The following is an 18,911-nucleotide window of genomic DNA, read 5'->3' as shown; positions in this document are numbered from 1 at the left end:
TGCCGTACGGGTGACGCCGATCAACCGGTGGCCGCGGCCGGTCCCCCCGGTCCGGTTCATCCGACGACCGCGGCCCGCACGCACAGCACGTCCGGCAGGTGGGAGGCCAACTGCCGCCAGCTGTCGCCGTCGTCGGCCGAGGCGAACACCTCGCCGTTGCGGTTGCCGAAGTACACGCCCGCCCGGTCCGCGTCGTCCGTGGACAGCGCGTCGCGCAGCACCGTGCCGTAGTGGTCCTCCTGGGGCAGGCCCGCCGAGAGCGGCTCCCAGCTCTTGCCCGCGTCCGAGGTGCGGAAGACCCGGCACCGGTGGTCGGCGGGCACCCGGTCGGCGTCGGCGTTGATCGGGAAGACGTACGCCGTGTCGCCGCGGTGCGGGTGGGCGGCCACCGCGAAACCGAACGTGGAGGGCAGGCCCTCGCCGATGTCCGTCCAGTGGCCGCCCGCGTCGTCGCTGCGGTACACCCCCCAGTGGTTCTGGAGGTAGAGGCGGTCGGGGGTGGCCGCGTCCCGCGCGACCTTGTGCACGCACTGGCCGAACTCCGGGTCGGGATCCGGCAGGAAGACGGCGGAGACGCCCGAGTTCGACGGCGCCCAGCTCGCGCCGCCGTCGACGGTGCGGAAAACCCCCGCGGTCGACACGGCGACCGTCACCGACCTGGGGTCGCGCCGGTCGGTGAGGACGGTGTGCAGCCCCTCACCGCCACCGCCCGGCACCCACTTCGAGCGAGTGGGGTGCTCCCACAGCGGGCGGACCAGCTCGAAGCTCTCACCGCGGTCCTCCGAGCGGTACAGCGCCGCCGGTTCCGTGCCCGCGTACACCACGTCCGGCTCGGCGGCCGCCGGGTGCAGCTGCCACACCCGCTCCAGGGAGGCGCCGGTGTCCTTGGGGAACTTGACGGCGGGCGCGGCCGGTTCGGTCCAGGTCCGGCCCAGGTCGTCGGAGTGGAACACCGACGGCCCCCAGTGCGCGCTGTCCCCGCCGGCCAGCAGCCGCGGGGTGTCGCCGCGGGTGTCGAGGGCGACCGAGTAGACCGCCTGTGCGTTGAAGTAGGGACTCTCGTCGAACTCCCATGCGCCACCCCGCCGGCGCCCGATGAACAGGCCCTTGCGGGTGCCCACGGCGAGCAGTACCTCGGTCATGCCGATCACCTCCGCGGCGTCCTCGTCGACGCCTTCGTCTCGGACACGGGCCAGTCTGCACCCAGCCACTGACAGTCACCCCTGGAAAGGGTGTCGTCCCAGGTCAGGTGGTGGTGTCGGGTCCTGCTCGGGGTGTCTCGGCGTTGACCGCTCAGCTGTCGCCCGGTAGGGCCCGGGCCAGGATCCCGCCGAGGTCGGCCGTGTCCGGCAGCGTGCCGAAGGCGTGTCCCCAGTCGCCGCCGAGCCTGCTCGCGCAGAAGGCGTCGGCGACGGCCGGCGGGGCGTGCCGGACCAGGAGGGAGCCCTGGAGGGTGAGGGCCATCAGCTCCACCAGGCGGCGGGCGCCGGTCTGGGACGCCTCGCCGAGCCCCGCCCGGAGCCGGGCCACCGCCGCGTCCAGCCGGGCGTCCGCCCCACGCGCCAGGGCCAGTTCCTCGAAGAGGGCGTGTGCGCAGGCGGGGGAGCGGCCGAGGGCCCGCAGCACGTCGAGGGCGTTGACGTTGCCCGAGCCTTCCCAGATCGACAGCAGCGGCGCCTCGCGGTAGTGGCGCGGCATGCCCGACTCCTCCACGTAGCCGTTGCCGCCCAGGCACTCCAGGGCCTCCGCGGTGAACGCCGGACCCCGTTTGGTCACCCAGTACTTGCCGACGGCGGTGGCGATCCGCCGGAACGCCGCCTCCCCCTCGTCCCCGCGCACGGCACGGTCGGCCGCGCCGGCCAGCCGCAGGGTGAGCGTCGTCGCGGCCTCGGACTCCAGCGCGAGATCGGCCAGGACGTTGCGCATCAACGGCTGGTCCACCAGCCGGGCGCCGAACGCGCTGCGGTGCCGCACGTGGTGACCGGCCTCCACGAGGGTCTTGCGCATCAGCGTCGCCGAGGCCATCACGCAGTCCAGCCGGGTGCAGTTGACCATCTCGATGATGGTCTTGACGCCCTGCCCCTCGGGCCCGACCAGCCAGGCCACCGTCCCGTCGAACTCGGGCTCCGAGGAGGCGTTGGACCGGTTTCCGAGCTTGTCCTTCAGGCGCTGGACGCGGAAGGTGTTGCGGGTGCCGTCGGGCAGCACGCGGGGCACCAGGAAGCAGGACAGCCCCCCGGCCGCCTGGGCCAGCACCAGGAACACGTCGCACATCGGCGCCGACGTGAACCACTTGTGCCCGCGCAGCGTGTAGACCCCGGGCTCGGCGGTCGCGGTGGCCGTCGTGGTGTTCGTACGGACGTCCGAGCCGCCCTGCTTCTCGGTCATCCCCATCCCGGCCAGCAGACCGCGCTTGTCCGTGGGCGTCCGCAGCCCCGGTTCGTACTCCCGGGAGGTCAGCAGCGGCTCGTAGACCTCCGCCAGCTCCGGCTGGGCACGCAGCGCCGGGACGGCCGCGTACGTCATCGAGGTGGGGCAGCCGTGCCCCGCCTCCGTGTGACCCCAGACCAGTCCACCGGCGGTCCGCGCGACGTGTGCGCCGGGCCGCTCGTCGGCCCAGGGCGCCCCGGCCAGGCCCTCGCCGACCGCCACCCGCATCAGGTGGTGCCAGCTCGGGTGGTACTCGACCTCGTCGACCCGGTTGCCGTAGCGGTCGTGCGTGCGCAGCACGGGCTCGTGCCGGTTCGCCAGGTCGCCCCAGTCCTGCGCCTCGACGCTGCCCGCCCGACGGCCCAGCCGCCGCAGACCGTCCTCGGCCCACCCGGCGCCCTCCCGCCGCACGCCCTCCAGCAGGACCGGGTCGTCGGAGGCGTCGTAGGGGGCCAGGGGAGGGGGCTGGTTGGTGACCTCGTGCGTCGCGCGCCCCTCCGGACGGCCCCAGGGCTCCTCGGACGGCTCGTAGGACTCGTACGGCGGTTCCTGCGCGAGTGTCGTCATGAGTCGAGTGTTGCACTCTCTCTGCGGCCGCAGCAATAGTGCAACGTCACGGACGCACGTACAGTACGTGCTCATGTGGACGAACGACACGTGCCCGCGCGGATGAGCGGTTCCGGGGCCGCCGCCGACGGACTCACCCTGCGTCCGCTGTCAGCGCGGTCGGTGGTTCTGAGCATGCTGCTCGGCACGCACCCCCCGGAGCTGCCGGCCCGGGACCTGGTGCGGCTCGTGGAGGGGTTCGACGTCGGTGCCTCCACCGCGCGCGCGGCCCTGAGCCGGATGACCGCCGCCGGGGACCTGCGCCGCACGGACACCGGCTACCGGCTCAGTGAGCGCCTGCTGGAGCGTCAGCGGCGCCAGGACGAGGCCCTGCGCCCGCACACGCGCGCGTGGGGCGGCGACTGGGAGACGCTCGTGATCACCGCGACGGGGCGCGGTCCCGCCGCCCGTGCCGAACTGCGGGCGGGGCTGGCCGCCCTGCGCCTGGCCGAACTCCGCGAGGGCGTCTGGCTGCGCCCCGACAACCTCGACCGCCCGCTGCCCGCGGATCTCGACCGGGTGGCCGAGCGGCTCGTCGCACGCCCCGAGGCCCCGGCCCGCGCACTGGCCGCGCGCCTGTGGCCGCTGGGCGACTGGGCGGACACCGCGCGGGCGCTGCTCGCCCACGTCGACCGCGCCCGGCGTCCGGCCGACCGCCTCACCGCCTTCGCGGCCGTCGTGCGGCACCTGCTCGCCGACCCGGTGCTGCCCGCGGAACTGCTCCCGCCCGACTGGCCGGGCGCGGCCCTGCGGGACACCTACGCGCGCTACCAGCGGGAACAGTCCGGGCAGGTCCGGGCGCACGGCACCCGGACCTGACGCGTCACTTGTAGGTGATGTCGGACGAGGAGTACTTGCAGTGGGTGCCGTCGGCGCCCGAGCCGTTCGAGTCCGGCTCGTCGCCGTCGTCGTTGCCGATGTACTTCTGGCACGGGACGATCTTCTTGCTACTGTCCCCGAGGATCGTGATGTTGCGCAGGGTCGCGCTGTCGCCGTAGTTGGTGTTGATGCCGGCGATCCTGCTGCCCTTCCAGGTCACCTCGATGCCGCTGAGGTTGATCGTCCGCTTGTACTGCGTCGAGCAGTTGCCGCACGAGCGGACGAAGGTGCCGAAGTTCTTGACGGCGAAGCCGGAGACGTTGAGGGTGCCGGCGCCGTTGAACTGGAACACCTTGTCACTGGCCTCCTTGGCGCCGCCGCCCGAGACCGTGTAGACGTTCGACGACGAGGAGCCCCGGAAGGTCGCCGCGTCCTCGCCGACGTCCTCCCACCAGACGTTCTGGAGCGTACAACTGCCCTTGCAGTGGACGCCGTCCGCCGCCGGGGCGCCGATGATCACGTTCTTGAGGACGGCGCCCGGGGCGAGTTCCAGGATCGGGCCCTGGTCCTCGTCCTGGCCGTCGGAGCCCAGGTCGCCGGTGCCGTAGAGGCGCTTCATCCCGTAGTCCTTGGTGCCGGACACCGAGATGGTGGAGGACACGCCTTCGCTGCCGTTGGGGGTCGGCCAGGTGGCGGCGTGCGCCGAAGAGGCCCCGGAGGTCATGAGCATGCCAACCGAGAGGCCGAGAGCGGCGAGCCCGCCGGTCACCGCGCGCCGGGGTGCGCGAAGGGGTTTCGCAACGGTCATGTTCTGGTCCCTTCCATAGGGAGTGGGGGTGGAACGGAACATGTACGTGAACGTTGTGCTCCATCATGGCCGGGATCGCGGACGCCGGGGCCAGACTGGTCCGGAAAGTCTGGGCCCGGCGTTCGCGACGGTCATGCTGATGAACGGACCGTAGAGGGTAAGCGCTTTCTAGTCAACGCCCCGTGCGAAACCCCTCCTGCCTCACATGCCCCAGCCGTACTGGTCCGGCATCCGGGCGTCCACGCCGAGCTCACGCGCCGCGTGCTGGGCCCAGGACGGGTTGCGCAGCAGCTCGCGTCCCAGCAGCACCGCGTCGGCCTCGCCGTTGGCCAGGATCTTCTCGGCCTGACCGACGTCGGTGATCAGGCCGACGGCGGCGACCGGCAGCGTGGTCGCGGCCTTCACGCGTGCGGCGAAGGGCACCTGGTAGCCGGGCCCGGTCGGGATCCGGACGCGCGGGACGTTGCCGCCGGTGGACACGTCGAGCAGGTCGATGCCGCGGGCCTGGAGGTCGCGGGCGAAGCGGACGGTGTCGTCCGGCGTCCAGCCGCCCTCTTCCAGCCAGTCGGTCGCCGAGACGCGGAAGAACAGCGGCTTGTCGTTGGGCCAGACCTCCCGTACCGCGTCGACGACCTCCAGGGCGAACCGGGTGCGGTTCTCGTACGAGCCGCCGTAGGCGTCGGTGCGGTGGTTGGAGTGCGGGGACAGGAACTCGTGGATCAGGTAGCCGTGGGCGCCGTGGATCTCGGCGATCTCGAAACCGGCGTCCAGCGCCCGGCGCGCGGCGTCCGCGAACAGGGCGACAACTTCCTGGATCTGGGCGACCGTCAGCTCGGTCGGTACCGGGTGCCCCTCGTCGAACGCGAGCGCGCTCGGGGCCAGCGGCTGCCACCCGTGGGCGTCCGCTCCCACCGGCCCACCGCCCTTCCAGGGCTGCGCGGTGGAGGCCTTGCGGCCGGCGTGCGCCAACTGGATCGCGGGAACCGTCCCCTGGTCGCGCAGGAATCCCGTGATCCGGCGGAACGCCTCGACCTGCGTGTCGTTCCACAGCCCGAGATCCTGCGGGGAGATGCGCCCCTCGGGCGACACGCCGGTGGCCTCCACGACGATCAGGCCGGTGCCGCCCACCGCGCGAGCGCCGTAGTGCGCGAAGTGCCAGTCGCCGGGCACACCCGCCGACGGGCCCTCGGGTGCGGCGGAGTACTGGCACATCGGCGGCATCCAGATCCGGTTGGGGATCGTGGTGTCACGGAGCCGGAGGGGCTCGAAAAGGACGCTCATGGCGGGCTGCTCCTGGGTCGCGGCAGGTCGGGACGGGATGGTCGGAACGGTTCGGGTCGGCTCGTACGGTAACTCTCGTAGTACGTCGAGTGTCAAACTACGGCGTCCTTCGTACAATGGGGAACCCCGAACCCCTCCTGATCGGTGGGACCCCTGGACGAACTGGAGTCGCCGTGACCCCCGCCACCGCCCCCGCCGGTCCCCGCGAGCTGCCGCACCCGACGCGTGGCGAGATCCGGCTGGAGGGCCTGCTGCATGCCTTGGCCGACCCGGTGCGGCTGCGGATCGTGCGGGACCTCGCCGCGGACAGCGGCGCGCTGTTCTCCTGCTCGCACTTCGACCTGCCGGTCACCAAGTCCACCACCACGTACCACTTCCGGGTGCTGCGCGAGAGCGGGGTGATCCGGCAGACCTACCGGGGCACGGCCAAGATGAACGGCCTGCGCAGGGACGACCTGGACGCCCTCTTCCCCGGGTTGCTCGACGCCCTGCTGGCCGCGGCCGCCCGCCAGGCCGCCGTCGTCGGGGGCGCCTGACCCGCGAGGCCCGCCGTACCTCGACGGGGTGCGCTCCGCTGACAGGGTGTCGCCCTCGGTGAACGAAGCGTGTTCCGTTCGTATGGAATGTGATCATTCGGTTACGTTGCGTATGTGCTCGAAGCATCCTTCGTTGATCGTTCTCTTCAGCTTTCCGACCGCTGTCCGGACGACGGTGAGATGTCGGTGCGGCACGCCTGGGCGGTGAGCGAGGGCGGCGCCACGACCTCCTGGTTCGATGTCCGGCTGGCCTTCGCCGACGGTGCCCGGGTGGACGCCCTCGCCGTGCTGCGCGGTCAGGACGTGCGGGTCGAGGACGTACGGGCCCAGCCGCCGCTGTCCCTCGACGACCTGGCCGTGCTCGCGGAGTGGCTGGAGAACCCCCTGTTCGAGGCCTGCGTCCCGGCTCCCGCCCGTCGCGCGCCGACCGCCTCGCGGCGGGCCAGGCCCGCGTGGCCGCGCGGGCGGGAGGGGCGCAGGCTCGTCGCCCAGGAGTACCGGGCGGCCCGGGAGGAGGGCGGCGATCCGGTCCTCGCGGTGATGCGCGCGACCGGGCACAGCAGGCGCAGGTCGCTCAGGCTGATCGGCCAGGCCCGCGACGAGGGATTCCTGGCGCCGCGTCGCGCGCGCCGCTGAGACACGGCCGAGAGACCGTCCCGAGGGACCACCCCGAGGGACCACCCCGAGGGACCACCCCGAGGGACCACCCCGAGGGACCACCCCGAGGGGCCCACCCGAGGGGCCGACTCGCCGTCGGTCTGCCCGCCGTCGGTCCGCCGCGTCGTCAGAGCATCGCGCGCATGCGGGAGATCTCGCTCGTCTGCTGGGCGACCACGTCGTCGGCCATCTCCTCGATCAGCACGTTGTTGCCTTCCGACTTCACGTCCGTGGCCATGCTGATCGCGCCCTCGTGGTGAGTGATCATCAGGGTGAGGAAGAGCCGGTCGAAGGCCTTGCCCTCGGCCGCGCGCAGCTTCTTCAGCTGGGCCTCGGTCGCCATGCCCGGCATCGCGGTGTGCTCGTGCCCGCCGCCCGTCACCTTCTCGCCGTGGGTCCCGAGCCAGCCTTCCATCGCCTTGATCTCCGGCCCCTGCGCGGCCGAGATCCGTTCCGCCAGCTTCTTGACCTGGCCGGACTCGGCCTGTTTCGGCGCCAGTTCGGTCATCTTCAGCGCCTGGGCGTGGTGCTGGATCATCATCCGCGCGTAGGAGACGTCCGCCGAGTTGGGGGAGTCGTCGTCGGCGCGCTCTTTCCCGGCGTCCTCGGCGGACAGGGTCCGGTTGCCCTCGCCCGGCTTGCCCGGCGCGATCACCGAGGGTCCGGCGGCGGCCGCCGAACCGCCGTCCGATCCGGAGTCGCAGGCCCCCAGTCCGAGCACGGCCAGTGCGGTCAGCGAGGCCGTGACGAGTGACGCGCTGGACATCGCGGGGCGAAAGGACACAACGACCTCCTGTGGCTGGGGATGCCCCCTCTGTGGGAGGGATGCGGAACACCTTGTGGGTGCGGTGACCGTCCTAGCACGCTTCCGAGCGTCACTGATCAAAAAACTTCATTGCGAGTTTGTTGCCCCCTGTTGGTATGTGCATGCCGAAGACGATACTGCCTGGTGCGTGAACCGTTCCGACGGGAACGGACGTTGGGAGGAACAGTGACCCTGTTGAGCGACCCGCGAACGCGGCGCAGACGCCTGGGAGTCGCGGCTGCCGCCGCCGGACTCCTGTCCGCGCTGCTCACCGCCGGCCCTGCCGTGGCCACCCCCGACCCCGGGGACGGTCCGGCCACGTCGAAGGAGGTGTCCAAGAGTGCGCGCGCCGAGGTGCGCGACGCCGTCGAGAGCGGCGAGATACCCGGCCAGGACGAGATCGTCCACTCGGACAACATCGAGCACCTGACCAACATCCCCAAGGACGCATTGCCCGGCACCAACTCGGACCTGGCCTTCCAGGGCCAGTACGCCTTCGCCGGGAACTACGACGGCTTCCGCATCTTCGACATCAGGAACCCGAAGAAGCCGAAGACCGTCGCCCAGGTGCTGTGTCCCGGCTCGCAGAACGACATCTCCGTCTCCGGGGACCTGCTGTTCCTGTCGACCGACTCCTCGCGCAGCGACGACAGTTGCAACAGCACCACGCAGCCCGCGACCGAGAAGTCCTCCTGGGAGGGCATGAAGGTCTTCGACATCAGCGACAAGCGCAACCCGAAGTACGTCGCCGCCGTCGAGACCGCCTGCGGCTCGCACACCCACACGCTGGTGCCCGAGCGGAAGAACGTCTACATCTACGTCTCCTCCTACTCGCCGAACGCCGCCTACCCCGACTGCAAGCCGCCGCACGACGGGATCTCCGTGATCAAGGTGCCGCGCAAGGCACCCGAGCGGGCCGCCCTCGTGGGCTTCCCCGTGCTGTTCCCCGGTGAGGGTCCCGACGGCGGCGGCAACCCGGGCGGGCCCACCAACCCGGGCGTCTCCAAGACCACCGGCTGCCACGACATCACCGTCCTGCCCTCCGAGGACCTCGCGGCGGGCGCCTGCATGGGCGACGGCATCCTCTTCTCCATCAAGGACCCCGAGCGCCCGAAGGTCATCGACCGCGTCCAGGACAACGTGAACTTCGCGTTCTGGCACTCGGCGACCTTCAACCAGCAGGCGAACAAGGTCGTGTTCACCGACGAGCTGGGCGGTGGCGGCGCCGCCACCTGCAACGCGGAGATCGGCCCGAACCGCGGCGCCGACGGCATCTACGACATCGTCGGCCGGGGCGACCACCGCAAGCTGGTCTTCCGCAGCTACTTCAAGATTCCGCGCCACCAGGCGGACACCGAGAACTGCGTGGCCCACAACGGCTCGCTGATCCCGGTCAAGGGCAAGGACATCATGGTCCAGGCCTGGTACCAGGGCGGCGTCTCCGTCTGGGAGTTCACCGACTCCTCGCGGCCCAAGGAGATCGCCTACTTCGAGCGGGGCCCGCTGAGCACCGACACGCTGAACACCGGCGGTTCCTGGTCGGCGTACTACTACAACGGCTACATCTACTCGAACGACATGGCCAAGGGCTTCGACGTCCTCAAGCTCAGCGACCGGCGCACCGACCCGGCCAAGCGGGTCCACCTGCGGGAGCTGAACACGCAGACGCAGCCGGACTACTTCGACTGAGCGGTCCGGTCCGTCAGGTCCCGCTGCTCCACCCGGTCCGGCTGATCGACTACGCCGGTCGCGAAGAACCGTGACAGGTCCGGGTTCGTCGTCCCGCCGGGCGCTTCGGCGTCCGGCGGGACACCCAGCTTCCAGTCCAGCCGGTAGCGCTCGAACAACTCGGCGCGCAGCGCCGGCACCGGCATCGGAACCCCGGGCACGAGAGCCGCGAACACGGCGCCCATCAGCAGTGCGCGCAGCATCGGGTAGTCGCGGTCGACGTCCTGTGAGCCGTGCCGGGCCACCGTGTCCCTCAGCAGCTCCGCCAACCGCCGCTGCTCCGGGCACGGTACGAAGCCCACCTCCGCCTGGAGCAGCCCCGCCATGTGCTGGCGCATGAGCACCGGCCGGTCCCGGGCGAGCCCCAGGATCGCGTCGATGGCCCGCGCCAGCCGCTCGCGCCCCTCGACGGTGCGCGGCTCGCGCTCCAGGGCCTCCTCCAGGGTGCGGTGCATCAACCGGTGCACGGCGGACTGCACCAGATGGCGCTTGCCGGGGAAGTAGTACGAGACCAGCCCCCGCGCCGAGCCCGCGCGGTCCGCGATGTCGCCCAGCGTGGTCGCCTCGTACCCGCGCTCGCCCACCAGCTCCACGGCGGCCTGCAGGAGACGCTCTTTCGAGCGCCGCCGCAATTCTTCATTGACCGAGGCGCTGCGCGGGGACATGCTGTACTCCTGCGTTGACTGGCTGGCAGCCAACTATACTCGGCGCAGGCGGACGGTCCCCCAGGACCGTTCGGCAACCGTCTGTCTCGGGCGACACGGGGGATCGTCCGAGACGGACGGGACCACCCGGTGGTTGCCTCGGGCTACGTGACGAGATCCAGCACCGGCCGCAGCCCGGCCGGGCGTTCCGCCACCGGCAGGTGGTCGACGAAGTGCACTCCGCAGCCGAGCGCCGCCGCGCCACCGTCCGCCCGCCGGTCGTCACCGACCATCAGCGTCCGCCCCGGCTCCACGCCCAGCGCCGCGCAGGCGACGCCGAACAGCCGGGGGTCGGGCTTGCGGATGCCGTGCTCGTACGACAGGACGTACGTGTCGACGTACCGGTCGAGGCCGTGCGCGCGGAACACCGTTCGCAGGTCCCAGCCGATGTTGCTGACCACTCCCACGGCGATGCCGCGCCCGCGCAACGCGCTGAGCACCTCGGCGGCGTCGGCGTACGGACTCCAGGCGCCCGGCGACATGTGCCGCTCGTACAGCGCGTCGTGCAGGCCCGGGTGAGGCAGTGGCACCTGCCGGGACAGTCCCGTGTAGGCGGCCCGGTGCAGGGCGGAGCTGTCGTCGCGGGTCTCCCAGACCTCGGCGAGGTGCTCCGGCACCCGCAGCGGCGGTGCGCCGCCGGGCAGCGCTCCCGCTCGCTGGAGCGCCTCGGCCGTCCGGGCCAACTCCGGTGCGGCCAGCTCCAGTCCGGCACCGTCGAGCGCCGCACGCAGCCAGGCTTCGGTGGATTCGATACGGAACAGGGTTCCGGAGAAGTCGAACAGAACGGCCGTCATGGGCCGGATCTCAGGGGCGCCGCTCACGGATGCCGGCGCTGGTGCGCCAGTACCGCGAGTGCCACGACCAGGGCGCCCAGGAGCCAGCCGCCGAGGACGTCCGTGGTCCAGTGCACGCCGAGCCACACCCGGGTCACGCCGACGCCCGCCACGGAGACCACGGCGACGGCCAGGCCGATGCGGCGCAGGTCGCGGCCGACGCCGTAGTGGTGGAGCAGCCACACCAGCAGGCCGCACACGAACGTCGCGGTCATCGCGTGCCCCGAGGGGAACGCCGCGTAGTGCGCGGAGTCCACGGGATCGGGCCAGACCGGGCGGGGGCGGTCCACCGCCGCCTTGAGGACCTGCTGCAGAAGGCTGCCCAGCAGACAGGTCGCCCCCAGCCACACGGCCGTGCACCGGTCCGCCCGGCGCCACCACAGCCACACCACCACCGCCGCGCACAGCAGGCGCATCGTCCAGGTGTCCCACACCCAGTCGGTGAGGACCCGCATGGCCTGGGTGATGCCGTCCTGCTCGACGGCCCAGCGGTGGGTCGTGTCGGCGACGTCCTCGTCGAACCGCACCAACGGGCGCCATTCGACGGCCACCAGGGTGAGCAGGAGGACGGAGCACACCGCCAGGACCCAGGTGACGCGGAGGGCGGTGCGTGGCTGTGGCGGGGCGGGCGGGGAGTCGACCGGCGGCGTCTGCATGCTGCGATCCTCGCCGAACCGATGCCTCCGGGGCCACTGCCGGGGCGGGCACACCCCCTAGCCCAACGCCCGCAGCCCCGGCGCGAACGCCAGCAGGACCGGGACCACCGGCACCAGCGCGCCCGCGGCCGTCAGCCGCAGCCTCCGGGCCGCCGTCAGCCGGTTCGGCGGGGTGAGCAGCCGGTGGACCCGCTGCGGAACGTCGGCCCGGGCGGTCGGGCACGGGCCGAAGACCCCGCGGTCCTCGTTGAGTTCGACCAGGGCCAAGGCAGTCGTCAGCCGGCCGAAGCGGCGAGAGGCCACGTCGTCGGCGGCGAGTTCGACCAGGCGGTGCATCTCGTCGCGGAACGCGGCGAAGACCGGAACCTGCGGAAACCCGTCCGCCAGGGCGGAGGAGCAGTGCAGCAGCCAGTCGTGCCGCGCCTGCGCGTGCCCCTTCTCGTGGGCGAGCACGGCGTCCAGCTGCCGGCCCTTGAGACGGCGCAGCGCGGCGGTGGTGACCACCAGTTGAGGGGCCGTGCCGGGCAGCCACCAGGCGTCCGGCCGCTCACCCTCCAGGACGACGAGCCGCCCCGGGCCGGGCTCCTCGCCGGGCAGCAGCGGAGCGCGCTGCCGCAGCTCCGCCCGGCGCAGCCGACGCCGGGAGCGGGCCCGTGCGACCTCGCGGGCCAGCATTACGACGCTCCACAGTCCACCGCAGGCCAGGGTGACGGCGGTGGTGTCCGCCCAGAGGCCGGAAGTGCCCAGGGCGTAGGCCTCGACCACCGGGCCGGGAGCGGTCGCGAAGACGTGTCCGCCCACCGCGTGCCAGGCCGCCGCCGCGCTCAGCGTCATCGACAGCGCGCAGCACACGATCACCGCCGCCACCACGCACTGCCAGACCCACAGGGCGACCACCGGTTCGCGATCCGGCCAGTCGGCCCGGGCGAGCAGCCTGGGGGCGAGCACGGCGGCCAGTGCGCCGAGCAGCAGCAGTGCCGCGGGGAGAATCATGGGAGCAGCCTATGAGCGCCACGCCCTCGGCAGTACGGTCCGGGGCGCGAAGTGACGCAGTCAACGACGGCGAACGGCGGGCGGCGGACCGGGCAGTGCGGGCAGTGCGGGCGCCCGGGCCGCCGGTGTCACAGCGGCAGCAGCATCGCCAGCATCCCCATCGCCATGGAGAGCCGGCAGGCCCGCGCCAGCTCCGGCCGGTCGCCCCACCCGGCCGCCGCCCGGCCGTCGGCCACCGCCACGACGGGTATCAGCCGTACGCCGGTCAGCAGCACGTATCCCGTGAAGTAGAGCAGCAGCGCCCCCGTCAGCACCGGTGTGCCGGACGTGCCGTGGCCGTGTGCGTGGGCGGGGGAGCCGGCCATCACCACCGCCATGTAGACCATGGCCGCGGCGCCCACGAGGTGGTGCAGGTGGTGACGCCCCGACCGGGCCGCCCACAGCGCCCGCAGCCCGGCGGCACCGAACACCACCGCGTAGGCGGGCCAGACCCAGGCGGGCGGGGTGAACACCGCGGCGGGTACGGCCATGGCGGCCATGCCGAACCCCATGAGGGCCTCACCGCCCGCGGCGCGGCGCTGTTCCTCGACGCTGCTGCGCATCCGCAGCAGGCAGTAGGCGCCGGTCGCCGCGCACAGCGCGACCAGCAGCCATCCGGGCGACGCCGGTCCGTGCACACGCACCTCCCCGTTAGGCGGTCCACGGTCTGTCAAGAACTGCCCGGGCCATGCGGCGCGCACGCGAGCGCAAGGGTGTACGCGGGGGCATCCGGGGGAGCGCGCGCTCTCGCCGCGGTGGATCTCCGCTGGTCGGCGGCGGGGGTGAGGCTGCACCCGCGTCTATATCCATCGTTTGATTTACAGGTAAAACACTTGTTAATCTAAATCTCATGAGCAGTGCGACCCCCACCTCCGGCACCTCACCGGTCCGACGTCTGTCCCTGGCAGGCGTGCTGCGCCTGCGCCGGCCCTCCGAGATCTGGTTCAAGCCCGCCCTCAGTTCGGTCGCCGCCGTCGCCCCTCCCAACCTGCTCCTGCTGGCGCTCGGGCGGCTCGACCTGGCGATGTACACGATGGCCGGATCCCTGTGCGCGCTCTACGCCCACAACCGCCCCTACGCCGCCCGCGCCCGCACCCTGGCGTGGGTGGTGCTCGGCATGCTCGGCGGCCTCGCCGTCGCCCTGGTCACCGCCTCGCTCACCCGGAACGCCGTCGTCCTCGTGACCGTCGGCGCGCTGCTGGCCGCCGTGCAGAAGGCCCTGTGCGACGCCACCCGCGTCGGTCCGCCGGGCAACGTGGTCCTGACCTTCATCAGCTCCGCCGCCCTGTTCGTCCCGCAGACCCTCGGCCAGGTCCCCGGCCACCTCGCGCTGGCCACCGCGGCCGGGGTCTGGGCCTGGCTCGTCGGCATGGCACCCGCCCCGATCCGCCCGCACGGCCCGGAACGCCGGGCCACCGCCCAGGCGCTGAACGCCGCCGCCGCGTACGCCGCCTCCCACCGCACCGGCGAGGACGCCCCCGCCCGCGCCGCCGGGTACGCCGCCGTACAGGCCGCCTGGCAGACGCTGCTGGCCCTGCCGTCCACGGGCGCCCGCGCCACCACCCGGCACGCCCTGGAACGCCTCGTCGTGCGTGCCGAGGTCGCGCTGGCCGCCCCCGCCGACGCCGACCCGGAGCGGTTGCGCGCCTGGGCCCACGCCCTGCGCGGTGGCGGCCGCATCCCCCGTACCGGCGACGCACCGGGGGACCGGGACGAACTCCTCGGCGTGGACGCGGAACTCGCCGCCCGCCCGGCGCCCCTGTGGCAGCGGCTCGGCCCGCTGGCCCCGATCGCCGCGCGCACCGCCCTCGGCTGCGCGCTGGCCGGGTACGCCTCCCTCGCCCTCGGCATCGGCCGCCCCTACTGGGCCCTGGTCACCGCCGCCGCGCTCTATCAGGCCAACCTGACCTTGACCTGGAGCCGGGCCGTGCAGCGCGTGGTCGGCAACCTCGCGGGGGTGCTGCTGTTCGCCGCCATAGCCCCGCTCGCGCACCTCGGTCAGGCGCTGCTCGTCCTGTGCTGCCTCGCCCTCAACTTCGGCGCCGAGGCCCTCATCACCCGCAACTACTGGCTCGGCAGCGTCTGCGTCACCCCGATGGCCCTCCTCGTCACCGAGTTCGCCGGTTACCAGGCCCCCGGCGTCCTGATGACCGAGCGGGCCGTGGACACCCTCGTCGGGGCCCTGGTCGGCTTCCTCGCCGCCGTCGTCGTCACCAACCGGCGCGCCGGGAACCGCGTCGAAGAGGCGGTGACCGCGGCCGACCGCGCCCGGGAGCGCGCCGCGCGCCTCCTCGCCGAGGCCGCCCCCGCTCCCGGTGCCCTGGAGGCCGCCCGCCGGGGCCTGGCCGCCGCGCTGACCGACCTGCGGGCCACCGCCGACGGGGCGGCCGGTGAATGGTGGGGACGCGCACTGCCCCAGGAGAGGGTCGTGCTCGCCGAGCGGTCCGGACACCGTACGCTCGCCGAGGCGGTGCGACGCCAGGCAGTGCGTCCGGACCGGGACGCGGGCACGAGAACGGAGGACGTACGGCCATGACCGCAACCGACGGGGGAGCGAACGGCGGGGGAGCCGGTGACGGCGGGACGGGACGTGGCGGCGACACCGTGGCCGCGGTCGTACGGCAGTGGCGCGCGGTCCACCCGGATCTCGACACCGGGCCGATGGAGATCATCGGGCGCATCAACCGCTGCGCCGCCCTCCTCCAGCAGGCCGAGGACGCCCCGCTGCGCCGGGCGGGCCTCAGTCGCGCCGAGTTCGACCTGCTCGGCGCGTTGCGCCGCACCGGGCACGAGCTGACCCCCGGGGAGCTGGCCCGGGAGACCTTCTCCTCCGGCGCCGCCGTCACCAAGCGCCTCAAGCAGCTCACCGAGCGCGGCCTCGTCGAGCGGCGCGGCGACACCCGCGACCGCCGGGTCGCCCACGTCCGCCTCACGGACGCCGGACGCGACCTCGTCGACGGCATCCTCCCCGAACAGCTCGCCTACGAGTCGGCCGTCCTGTCCGGCGTGGACGGCCCCCGCCAGGACGAGCTGGCGGCGCTGCTCGGCGGTCTCCTGGGCCAGCTGGAGGGCCGTCTGGACGCGCTGCGGGCCTGAGTGATCTGCCGAAAGGCGGCGGCCGGGCGGGTCGGCGTTTATCGCCGTCCGGCGTTCGGTGAGCCTCCCGGGCCCTGCCGGGCGGTCCTGTCCGGCGTGTTCGTGCCCCGGCAGGGGGAGTCGGCGGGCGCTGCTCGGTGGGTTGCTGGGTCAGCTGGAGGGCCGTCTGGACGCGCTGCGGGCCTGAGTGGTCTGCCGAAAGCGGCGGCCGGGCGGGTCAGCGTTCGTCGCCTGCCCGGTACACGCCGAACATCGCGCCCTGCGGGTCCCGCAGCACCGCGATGCGCGGGCCGTCGGGCACGGAGGTCGGCTCCATGAGGACGGTGCCGCCGCCGTCGGTCGTGTCGACCGCGACGGTGTTCACGTCCGCCACCGCGAAGTACGGCAGCCAGTGCGCCGGCACCTCGTGCGGGAACTTGTCGTCCATCGTCACCATGCCGCCGAAGTCCGCCCCGTCGATGCCCCACTGCGGATAGCGGTCCGAGGCGCCGACGCTCCAGCCGAACACCGTCGTGTAGAAGTCGGCGGCCCGGTCGGGCTCCCGGGTCAGCAGCTCCACCCAGCCCAGTGAGCCGGGCGCGTTGAACAGCCCGGCCCCGGGGAACGAGCGGCCCTGCCAGAGCTGGAAGACCGCGCCGGTCGGGTCGGCGGCCACCGCGAAGCGGCCCGAGTCGAAGACGTCCGTGTGCCCCTGGAGCGCCGCACCGCCGGCCGCCGTCACCGCCCGCACGGCCGCGTCCGCGTCGCGCACGGCGAACGACACGTTCCACGCGACCGGCTGCCCCTGCTGGTACAGCGGCGTCAGGGCGGCGACCGCCGCTTCGTCGATCCGGGCGACCGTGTAGCCGCCCGCCTGCTGCCGCGGGTCCGGCTCCGGATACCAGCCGAACAGCTTGGTGTAGAACCGCTTGGCCGCCGCCAGGTTGGTGGTTCCCAGCTCCGCCCAGCAGGGCCCACCGATCACCGGTTCGTGGAGCTTCATCGTGCTGGCGTCCTTCCGCCGGGGCCGCAGACCGTCCGTCCCCCTCCAGCACGCTAAGGCCGGTCCGGTGCCGCGGCCATCCGGCACGTACGCGCCCCGGCCGCCGTGCCTCCCCGGCGGCTCAGATCCCGGGCCGGTAGCGCAGCGGATGCTCCGCGGGCACCTCCACCAGCACGATCCGGGTGCCGTCCGGGTCCGCGATCCACATCTCCACCAGCCCCCACGGCTCCTGGACCGGCGGCCGTACGATCTCGACCCCCTTGGCACGCAGTTCCTCGTGTGCCGCCGCCGCGTCCTCGACCTGGAGCCACAGGACCAGCCCCGGCGTGAGGGGCGCCTCGGAGCGCCCGGAGACCTCCAGGAATCCGCCGCCGAGGAAGTAGACGGTGCCCCGCTGCGGACCGGTGCCGAACTCCCGGTGGACGGCGAGGCCGAGCTGCTCGCCGTAGAAGGCGCGCGAGCGGTCGGGGTCGGTGGGGCGGAGCAGGGTCCGGCTGCTGAGTACGTGCACCATGCGTCCCGACCCTAGTGGTGGCCACCAACGGCGTTACGCTCATCGGTGCCCGCGCCCAGAACGAACCGGAGACGCCCCCATGGACACCGCCGCCAGCCCGCTGACCTACCGCGACGCCACCGACGCCGACGTGGACGCGCTCGTCGCGCTCATCGAGTCCGCGTACCGGGGCGACGCGAGCCGGGCCGGGTGGACCACCGAGGCGGACATCCTCCAGGGCCGGCGCACCGACCCGCAGGGTGTGCTGGACGTCGTCAAGGCGCCGGACAGCCGCCTGCTGACGGTGGAGCGGGACGGCGTGATCGTGGCCTGCTGCCAGCTGGAGCACCGCGGGGCGCACGCCTACTTCGGCATGTTCGCCGTCAGCCCGGCGCTCCAGGGCGAGGGGCTGGGCAAGACGATCATCGCGGAGGCCGAGCGGCGGGCCCGCGCGACGTGGGGCGTCACGGAGATGCACATGACCGTGATCTCCGTGCGCGAGGACCTCATCGCCTGGTACGAGCGCCGCGGCTACCGCCGTACGGGAGAGATGACCCCCTTCCCGTACGGCGACGAGCGCTTCGGCATCCCGCAGCGCGACGACCTCCAGTTCGAGCTGCTGGTCAAGCCGCTGGTGTGACGCGCCTCCGACCGCCCCGACCGCGGCGGCCGCCCCCGCCGCTCAGGCCGTGAAGCGGCCGGTGCGTTTGATCTCCGGGTAGTCGGTCGTCGCGCCGTCGAGGCCCAGGGCGCGCACCAGCCTCAGGTGGTCCTGGGTGTTCACGGTCCAGCAGAACACCCGCAGCCCCGCCTTGCGGGCCTTGCGCACGATCTCCAGCGTGACCCTGTTGATGTCCAGACACAGGGTCCGGGCGCCCGCCGCCACGGCGCGGTCCACGACCTCGGGGCCGTAGTACTGCGCGACCAGGGCGGTCCGCACCCCCGGCACCAGCCGGGCGATCTCGACGATGGCCTCGTCGTGGAACGAGATCACCTCCACCCGGTCCACCAGGTCCCGGCGGAGCATCACCTCGGCGAGGCCCCGTGCGGCCGCCGCGTCCTTGATCTCGGCCTGCAACGGCACCGAGACGGCGTCCAGCACCTCCTCGAAGACCGGGATCCGCTCCCCGCGGCCGGCGTCCAGGGCGCGCAGCTCCTCGAGGGTCTTGTCGGCGATGGCGCCGGTGCCGTCGGTGGTGCGGTCCACGTCGGCGTCGTGCATGACGACGAGCGCGCCGTCCTTGCTCAGGTGCAGGTCCAGTTCGACGACGTCGAGGCCGGCCTGCTCGGCGGCGACGAAGGAGCGCAGGGTGTTCTCGGGTTCGACACCCATCGCTCCGCGGTGACCGATGGTGAGGAAGTTCAAGGCTCGACTCGCTTCCGTCGACGTCGGCGTGGGCAGGGCGGCAGCCTAACGGCCTTGCCGGACCGTTTCCCCCCACCGT

The 18,911-nt window shown here is 72.9% G+C and carries 20 protein-coding genes; 7 read left to right on the top strand and 13 right to left on the bottom strand.

Annotation, left to right across the window (positions count from 1 at the left end; genetic code table 11):
* Nucleotides 1-56: 56 nt before the first annotated feature.
* Together ACGH52_RS06010 and ACGH52_RS06005 are read right to left on the bottom strand one after the other, a co-directional pair.
* Complete coding sequence (locus tag ACGH52_RS06010; protein WP_121701306.1) at nt 57-1,211, bottom strand: sialidase family protein; 1,155 nt, start codon at nt 1,209-1,211, stop codon at nt 57-59.
* Nucleotides 1,212-1,293: 82 nt separating this feature from the next.
* The gene (locus tag ACGH52_RS06005) at nt 1,294-2,997 is read right to left on the bottom strand and encodes a DNA alkylation response protein (protein WP_399938052.1); all 1,704 of its coding nucleotides are present in this window, start codon (nt 2,995-2,997) and stop codon (nt 1,294-1,296) included.
* 102 nt (nt 2,998-3,099) lie between these two features.
* Between ACGH52_RS06005 and ACGH52_RS06000 the strand changes: the two genes are divergently transcribed.
* Nucleotides 3,100-3,855: a PaaX family transcriptional regulator C-terminal domain-containing protein gene (locus ACGH52_RS06000; protein ID WP_399946649.1), complete on the top strand. Its 756-nt coding sequence runs from the start codon at nt 3,100-3,102 to the stop codon at nt 3,853-3,855.
* A gap of 4 nt (nt 3,856-3,859) precedes the next feature.
* Here the strand turns inward: ACGH52_RS06000 and ACGH52_RS05995 are convergent, their stop codons facing one another.
* The gene (locus tag ACGH52_RS05995; RefSeq protein WP_121701303.1) at nt 3,860-4,663 is read right to left on the bottom strand and encodes a pectate lyase; all 804 of its coding nucleotides are present in this window, start codon (nt 4,661-4,663) and stop codon (nt 3,860-3,862) included.
* Between the two features lie 201 nt (nt 4,664-4,864).
* On the bottom strand, nt 4,865-5,944 hold the full coding sequence (locus ACGH52_RS05990; protein WP_399938050.1) for an NADH:flavin oxidoreductase/NADH oxidase: 1,080 nt from the start codon (nt 5,942-5,944) through the stop codon (nt 4,865-4,867).
* Between the two features lie 173 nt (nt 5,945-6,117).
* Between ACGH52_RS05990 and ACGH52_RS05985 the strand changes: the two genes are divergently transcribed.
* Both ACGH52_RS05985 and ACGH52_RS05980 read left to right on the top strand, forming a co-directional pair.
* Complete coding sequence (locus ACGH52_RS05985) at nt 6,118-6,480, top strand: transcriptional regulator (protein WP_210976071.1); 363 nt, start codon at nt 6,118-6,120, stop codon at nt 6,478-6,480.
* A 180-nt stretch (nt 6,481-6,660) separates the two neighbouring features.
* The gene (locus ACGH52_RS05980) at nt 6,661-7,116 is read left to right on the top strand and encodes a DUF6214 family protein (protein ID WP_210976070.1); all 456 of its coding nucleotides are present in this window, start codon (nt 6,661-6,663) and stop codon (nt 7,114-7,116) included.
* A 148-nt stretch (nt 7,117-7,264) separates the two neighbouring features.
* On the opposite strand, the gene ACGH52_RS05975 is transcribed toward ACGH52_RS05980, so the two are convergent.
* A complete protein-coding gene (locus ACGH52_RS05975; protein ID WP_121700688.1) occupies nt 7,265-7,921 on the bottom strand; it encodes a DUF305 domain-containing protein in 657 nt (218 codons plus the stop codon).
* Nucleotides 7,922-8,128: 207 nt separating this feature from the next.
* Between ACGH52_RS05975 and ACGH52_RS05970 the strand changes: the two genes are divergently transcribed.
* On the top strand, nt 8,129-9,631 hold the full coding sequence (locus tag ACGH52_RS05970) for an LVIVD repeat-containing protein (RefSeq protein WP_059297475.1): 1,503 nt from the start codon (nt 8,129-8,131) through the stop codon (nt 9,629-9,631).
* Here ACGH52_RS05970 and ACGH52_RS05965 read toward each other — a convergent pair.
* The 5 genes from ACGH52_RS05965 to ACGH52_RS05945 form a co-directional block, all read right to left on the bottom strand.
* Nucleotides 9,619-10,335: a TetR/AcrR family transcriptional regulator gene (locus ACGH52_RS05965; RefSeq protein WP_399938048.1), complete on the bottom strand. Its 717-nt coding sequence runs from the start codon at nt 10,333-10,335 to the stop codon at nt 9,619-9,621. The two genes, ACGH52_RS05970 and ACGH52_RS05965, sit on opposite strands and share 13 nt — an antisense overlap.
* A gap of 143 nt (nt 10,336-10,478) precedes the next feature.
* On the bottom strand, nt 10,479-11,168 hold the full coding sequence (locus ACGH52_RS05960) for an HAD family hydrolase (protein ID WP_210976068.1): 690 nt from the start codon (nt 11,166-11,168) through the stop codon (nt 10,479-10,481).
* Between the two features lie 23 nt (nt 11,169-11,191).
* Nucleotides 11,192-11,863 (bottom strand): phosphatase PAP2 family protein, encoded by a 672-nt coding sequence (locus ACGH52_RS05955; protein WP_210976067.1) that lies wholly within the window; start codon nt 11,861-11,863, stop codon nt 11,192-11,194.
* A gap of 57 nt (nt 11,864-11,920) precedes the next feature.
* Nucleotides 11,921-12,856, bottom strand: coding sequence for a M56 family metallopeptidase (locus tag ACGH52_RS05950; protein WP_210976066.1), 936 nt, complete (start codon nt 12,854-12,856; stop codon nt 11,921-11,923).
* Nucleotides 12,857-12,984: 128 nt separating this feature from the next.
* The gene (locus ACGH52_RS05945; protein ID WP_076973159.1) at nt 12,985-13,533 is read right to left on the bottom strand and encodes a DUF5134 domain-containing protein; all 549 of its coding nucleotides are present in this window, start codon (nt 13,531-13,533) and stop codon (nt 12,985-12,987) included.
* A gap of 212 nt (nt 13,534-13,745) precedes the next feature.
* Between ACGH52_RS05945 and ACGH52_RS05940 the strand changes: the two genes are divergently transcribed.
* Both ACGH52_RS05940 and ACGH52_RS05935 read left to right on the top strand, forming a co-directional pair.
* On the top strand, nt 13,746-15,431 hold the full coding sequence (locus tag ACGH52_RS05940; protein ID WP_399938045.1) for an FUSC family protein: 1,686 nt from the start codon (nt 13,746-13,748) through the stop codon (nt 15,429-15,431).
* Complete coding sequence (locus ACGH52_RS05935) at nt 15,428-15,991, top strand: MarR family winged helix-turn-helix transcriptional regulator (protein ID WP_076973157.1); 564 nt, start codon at nt 15,428-15,430, stop codon at nt 15,989-15,991. The genes ACGH52_RS05940 and ACGH52_RS05935 overlap by 4 nt, the downstream gene beginning before the upstream one ends.
* 217 nt (nt 15,992-16,208) lie before the next feature.
* Here the strand turns inward: ACGH52_RS05935 and ACGH52_RS05930 are convergent, their stop codons facing one another.
* Together ACGH52_RS05930 and ACGH52_RS05925 are read right to left on the bottom strand one after the other, a co-directional pair.
* Nucleotides 16,209-16,973: a VOC family protein gene (locus ACGH52_RS05930; RefSeq protein WP_399938043.1), complete on the bottom strand. Its 765-nt coding sequence runs from the start codon at nt 16,971-16,973 to the stop codon at nt 16,209-16,211.
* A 121-nt stretch (nt 16,974-17,094) separates the two neighbouring features.
* Nucleotides 17,095-17,487, bottom strand: a complete 393-nt coding sequence (locus ACGH52_RS05925; protein WP_361465508.1) for a VOC family protein — start codon at nt 17,485-17,487, stop codon at nt 17,095-17,097.
* Between the two features lie 79 nt (nt 17,488-17,566).
* Between ACGH52_RS05925 and ACGH52_RS05920 the strand changes: the two genes are divergently transcribed.
* Nucleotides 17,567-18,106, top strand: a complete 540-nt coding sequence (locus ACGH52_RS05920) for a GNAT family N-acetyltransferase (RefSeq protein ID WP_076973155.1) — start codon at nt 17,567-17,569, stop codon at nt 18,104-18,106.
* A 42-nt stretch (nt 18,107-18,148) separates the two neighbouring features.
* Here the strand turns inward: ACGH52_RS05920 and ACGH52_RS05915 are convergent, their stop codons facing one another.
* A complete protein-coding gene (locus ACGH52_RS05915; protein WP_059297464.1) occupies nt 18,149-18,832 on the bottom strand; it encodes a glycerophosphodiester phosphodiesterase family protein in 684 nt (227 codons plus the stop codon).
* Nucleotides 18,833-18,911 lie beyond the last annotated feature (79 nt).

This window comes from Streptomyces sp. BBFR25 (assembly GCF_044590125.1).
In the GTDB taxonomy this organism is placed as follows: Bacteria; Actinomycetota; Actinomycetes; order Streptomycetales; family Streptomycetaceae; genus Streptomyces; species Streptomyces canus_D.
Note: the sequence above shows the minus strand (reverse complement) of the source record. Positions and strands in the feature narration are given on the sequence as shown.

Excerpts from the sequence above, each read along its gene's own strand:
- ACGH52_RS06005 (WP_399938052.1), bottom strand. The coding sequence starts at position 2,997 with ATGACGACACTCGCGCAGGAACCGCCGTACGAGTCCTACGAGCCGTCC.
- ACGH52_RS06000 (WP_399946649.1), top strand. The coding sequence starts at position 3,100 with ATGAGCGGTTCCGGGGCCGCCGCCGACGGACTCACCCTGCGTCCGCTG.
- ACGH52_RS05995 (WP_121701303.1), bottom strand. The coding sequence starts at position 4,663 with ATGACCGTTGCGAAACCCCTTCGCGCACCCCGGCGCGCGGTGACCGGC.
- ACGH52_RS05990 (WP_399938050.1), bottom strand. The coding sequence starts at position 5,944 with ATGAGCGTCCTTTTCGAGCCCCTCCGGCTCCGTGACACCACGATCCCC.
- ACGH52_RS05980 (WP_210976070.1), top strand. The coding sequence starts at position 6,661 with ATGTCGGTGCGGCACGCCTGGGCGGTGAGCGAGGGCGGCGCCACGACC.
- ACGH52_RS05965 (WP_399938048.1), bottom strand. The coding sequence starts at position 10,335 with ATGTCCCCGCGCAGCGCCTCGGTCAATGAAGAATTGCGGCGGCGCTCG.
- ACGH52_RS05960 (WP_210976068.1), bottom strand. The coding sequence starts at position 11,168 with ATGACGGCCGTTCTGTTCGACTTCTCCGGAACCCTGTTCCGTATCGAA.
- ACGH52_RS05955 (WP_210976067.1), bottom strand. The coding sequence starts at position 11,863 with ATGCAGACGCCGCCGGTCGACTCCCCGCCCGCCCCGCCACAGCCACGC.
- ACGH52_RS05950 (WP_210976066.1), bottom strand. The coding sequence starts at position 12,856 with ATGATTCTCCCCGCGGCACTGCTGCTGCTCGGCGCACTGGCCGCCGTG.
- ACGH52_RS05940 (WP_399938045.1), top strand. The coding sequence starts at position 13,746 with ATGAGCAGTGCGACCCCCACCTCCGGCACCTCACCGGTCCGACGTCTG.
- ACGH52_RS05935 (WP_076973157.1), top strand. The coding sequence starts at position 15,428 with ATGACCGCAACCGACGGGGGAGCGAACGGCGGGGGAGCCGGTGACGGC.
- ACGH52_RS05930 (WP_399938043.1), bottom strand. The coding sequence starts at position 16,973 with ATGAAGCTCCACGAACCGGTGATCGGTGGGCCCTGCTGGGCGGAGCTG.
- ACGH52_RS05925 (WP_361465508.1), bottom strand. The coding sequence starts at position 17,487 with ATGGTGCACGTACTCAGCAGCCGGACCCTGCTCCGCCCCACCGACCCC.
- ACGH52_RS05920 (WP_076973155.1), top strand. The coding sequence starts at position 17,567 with ATGGACACCGCCGCCAGCCCGCTGACCTACCGCGACGCCACCGACGCC.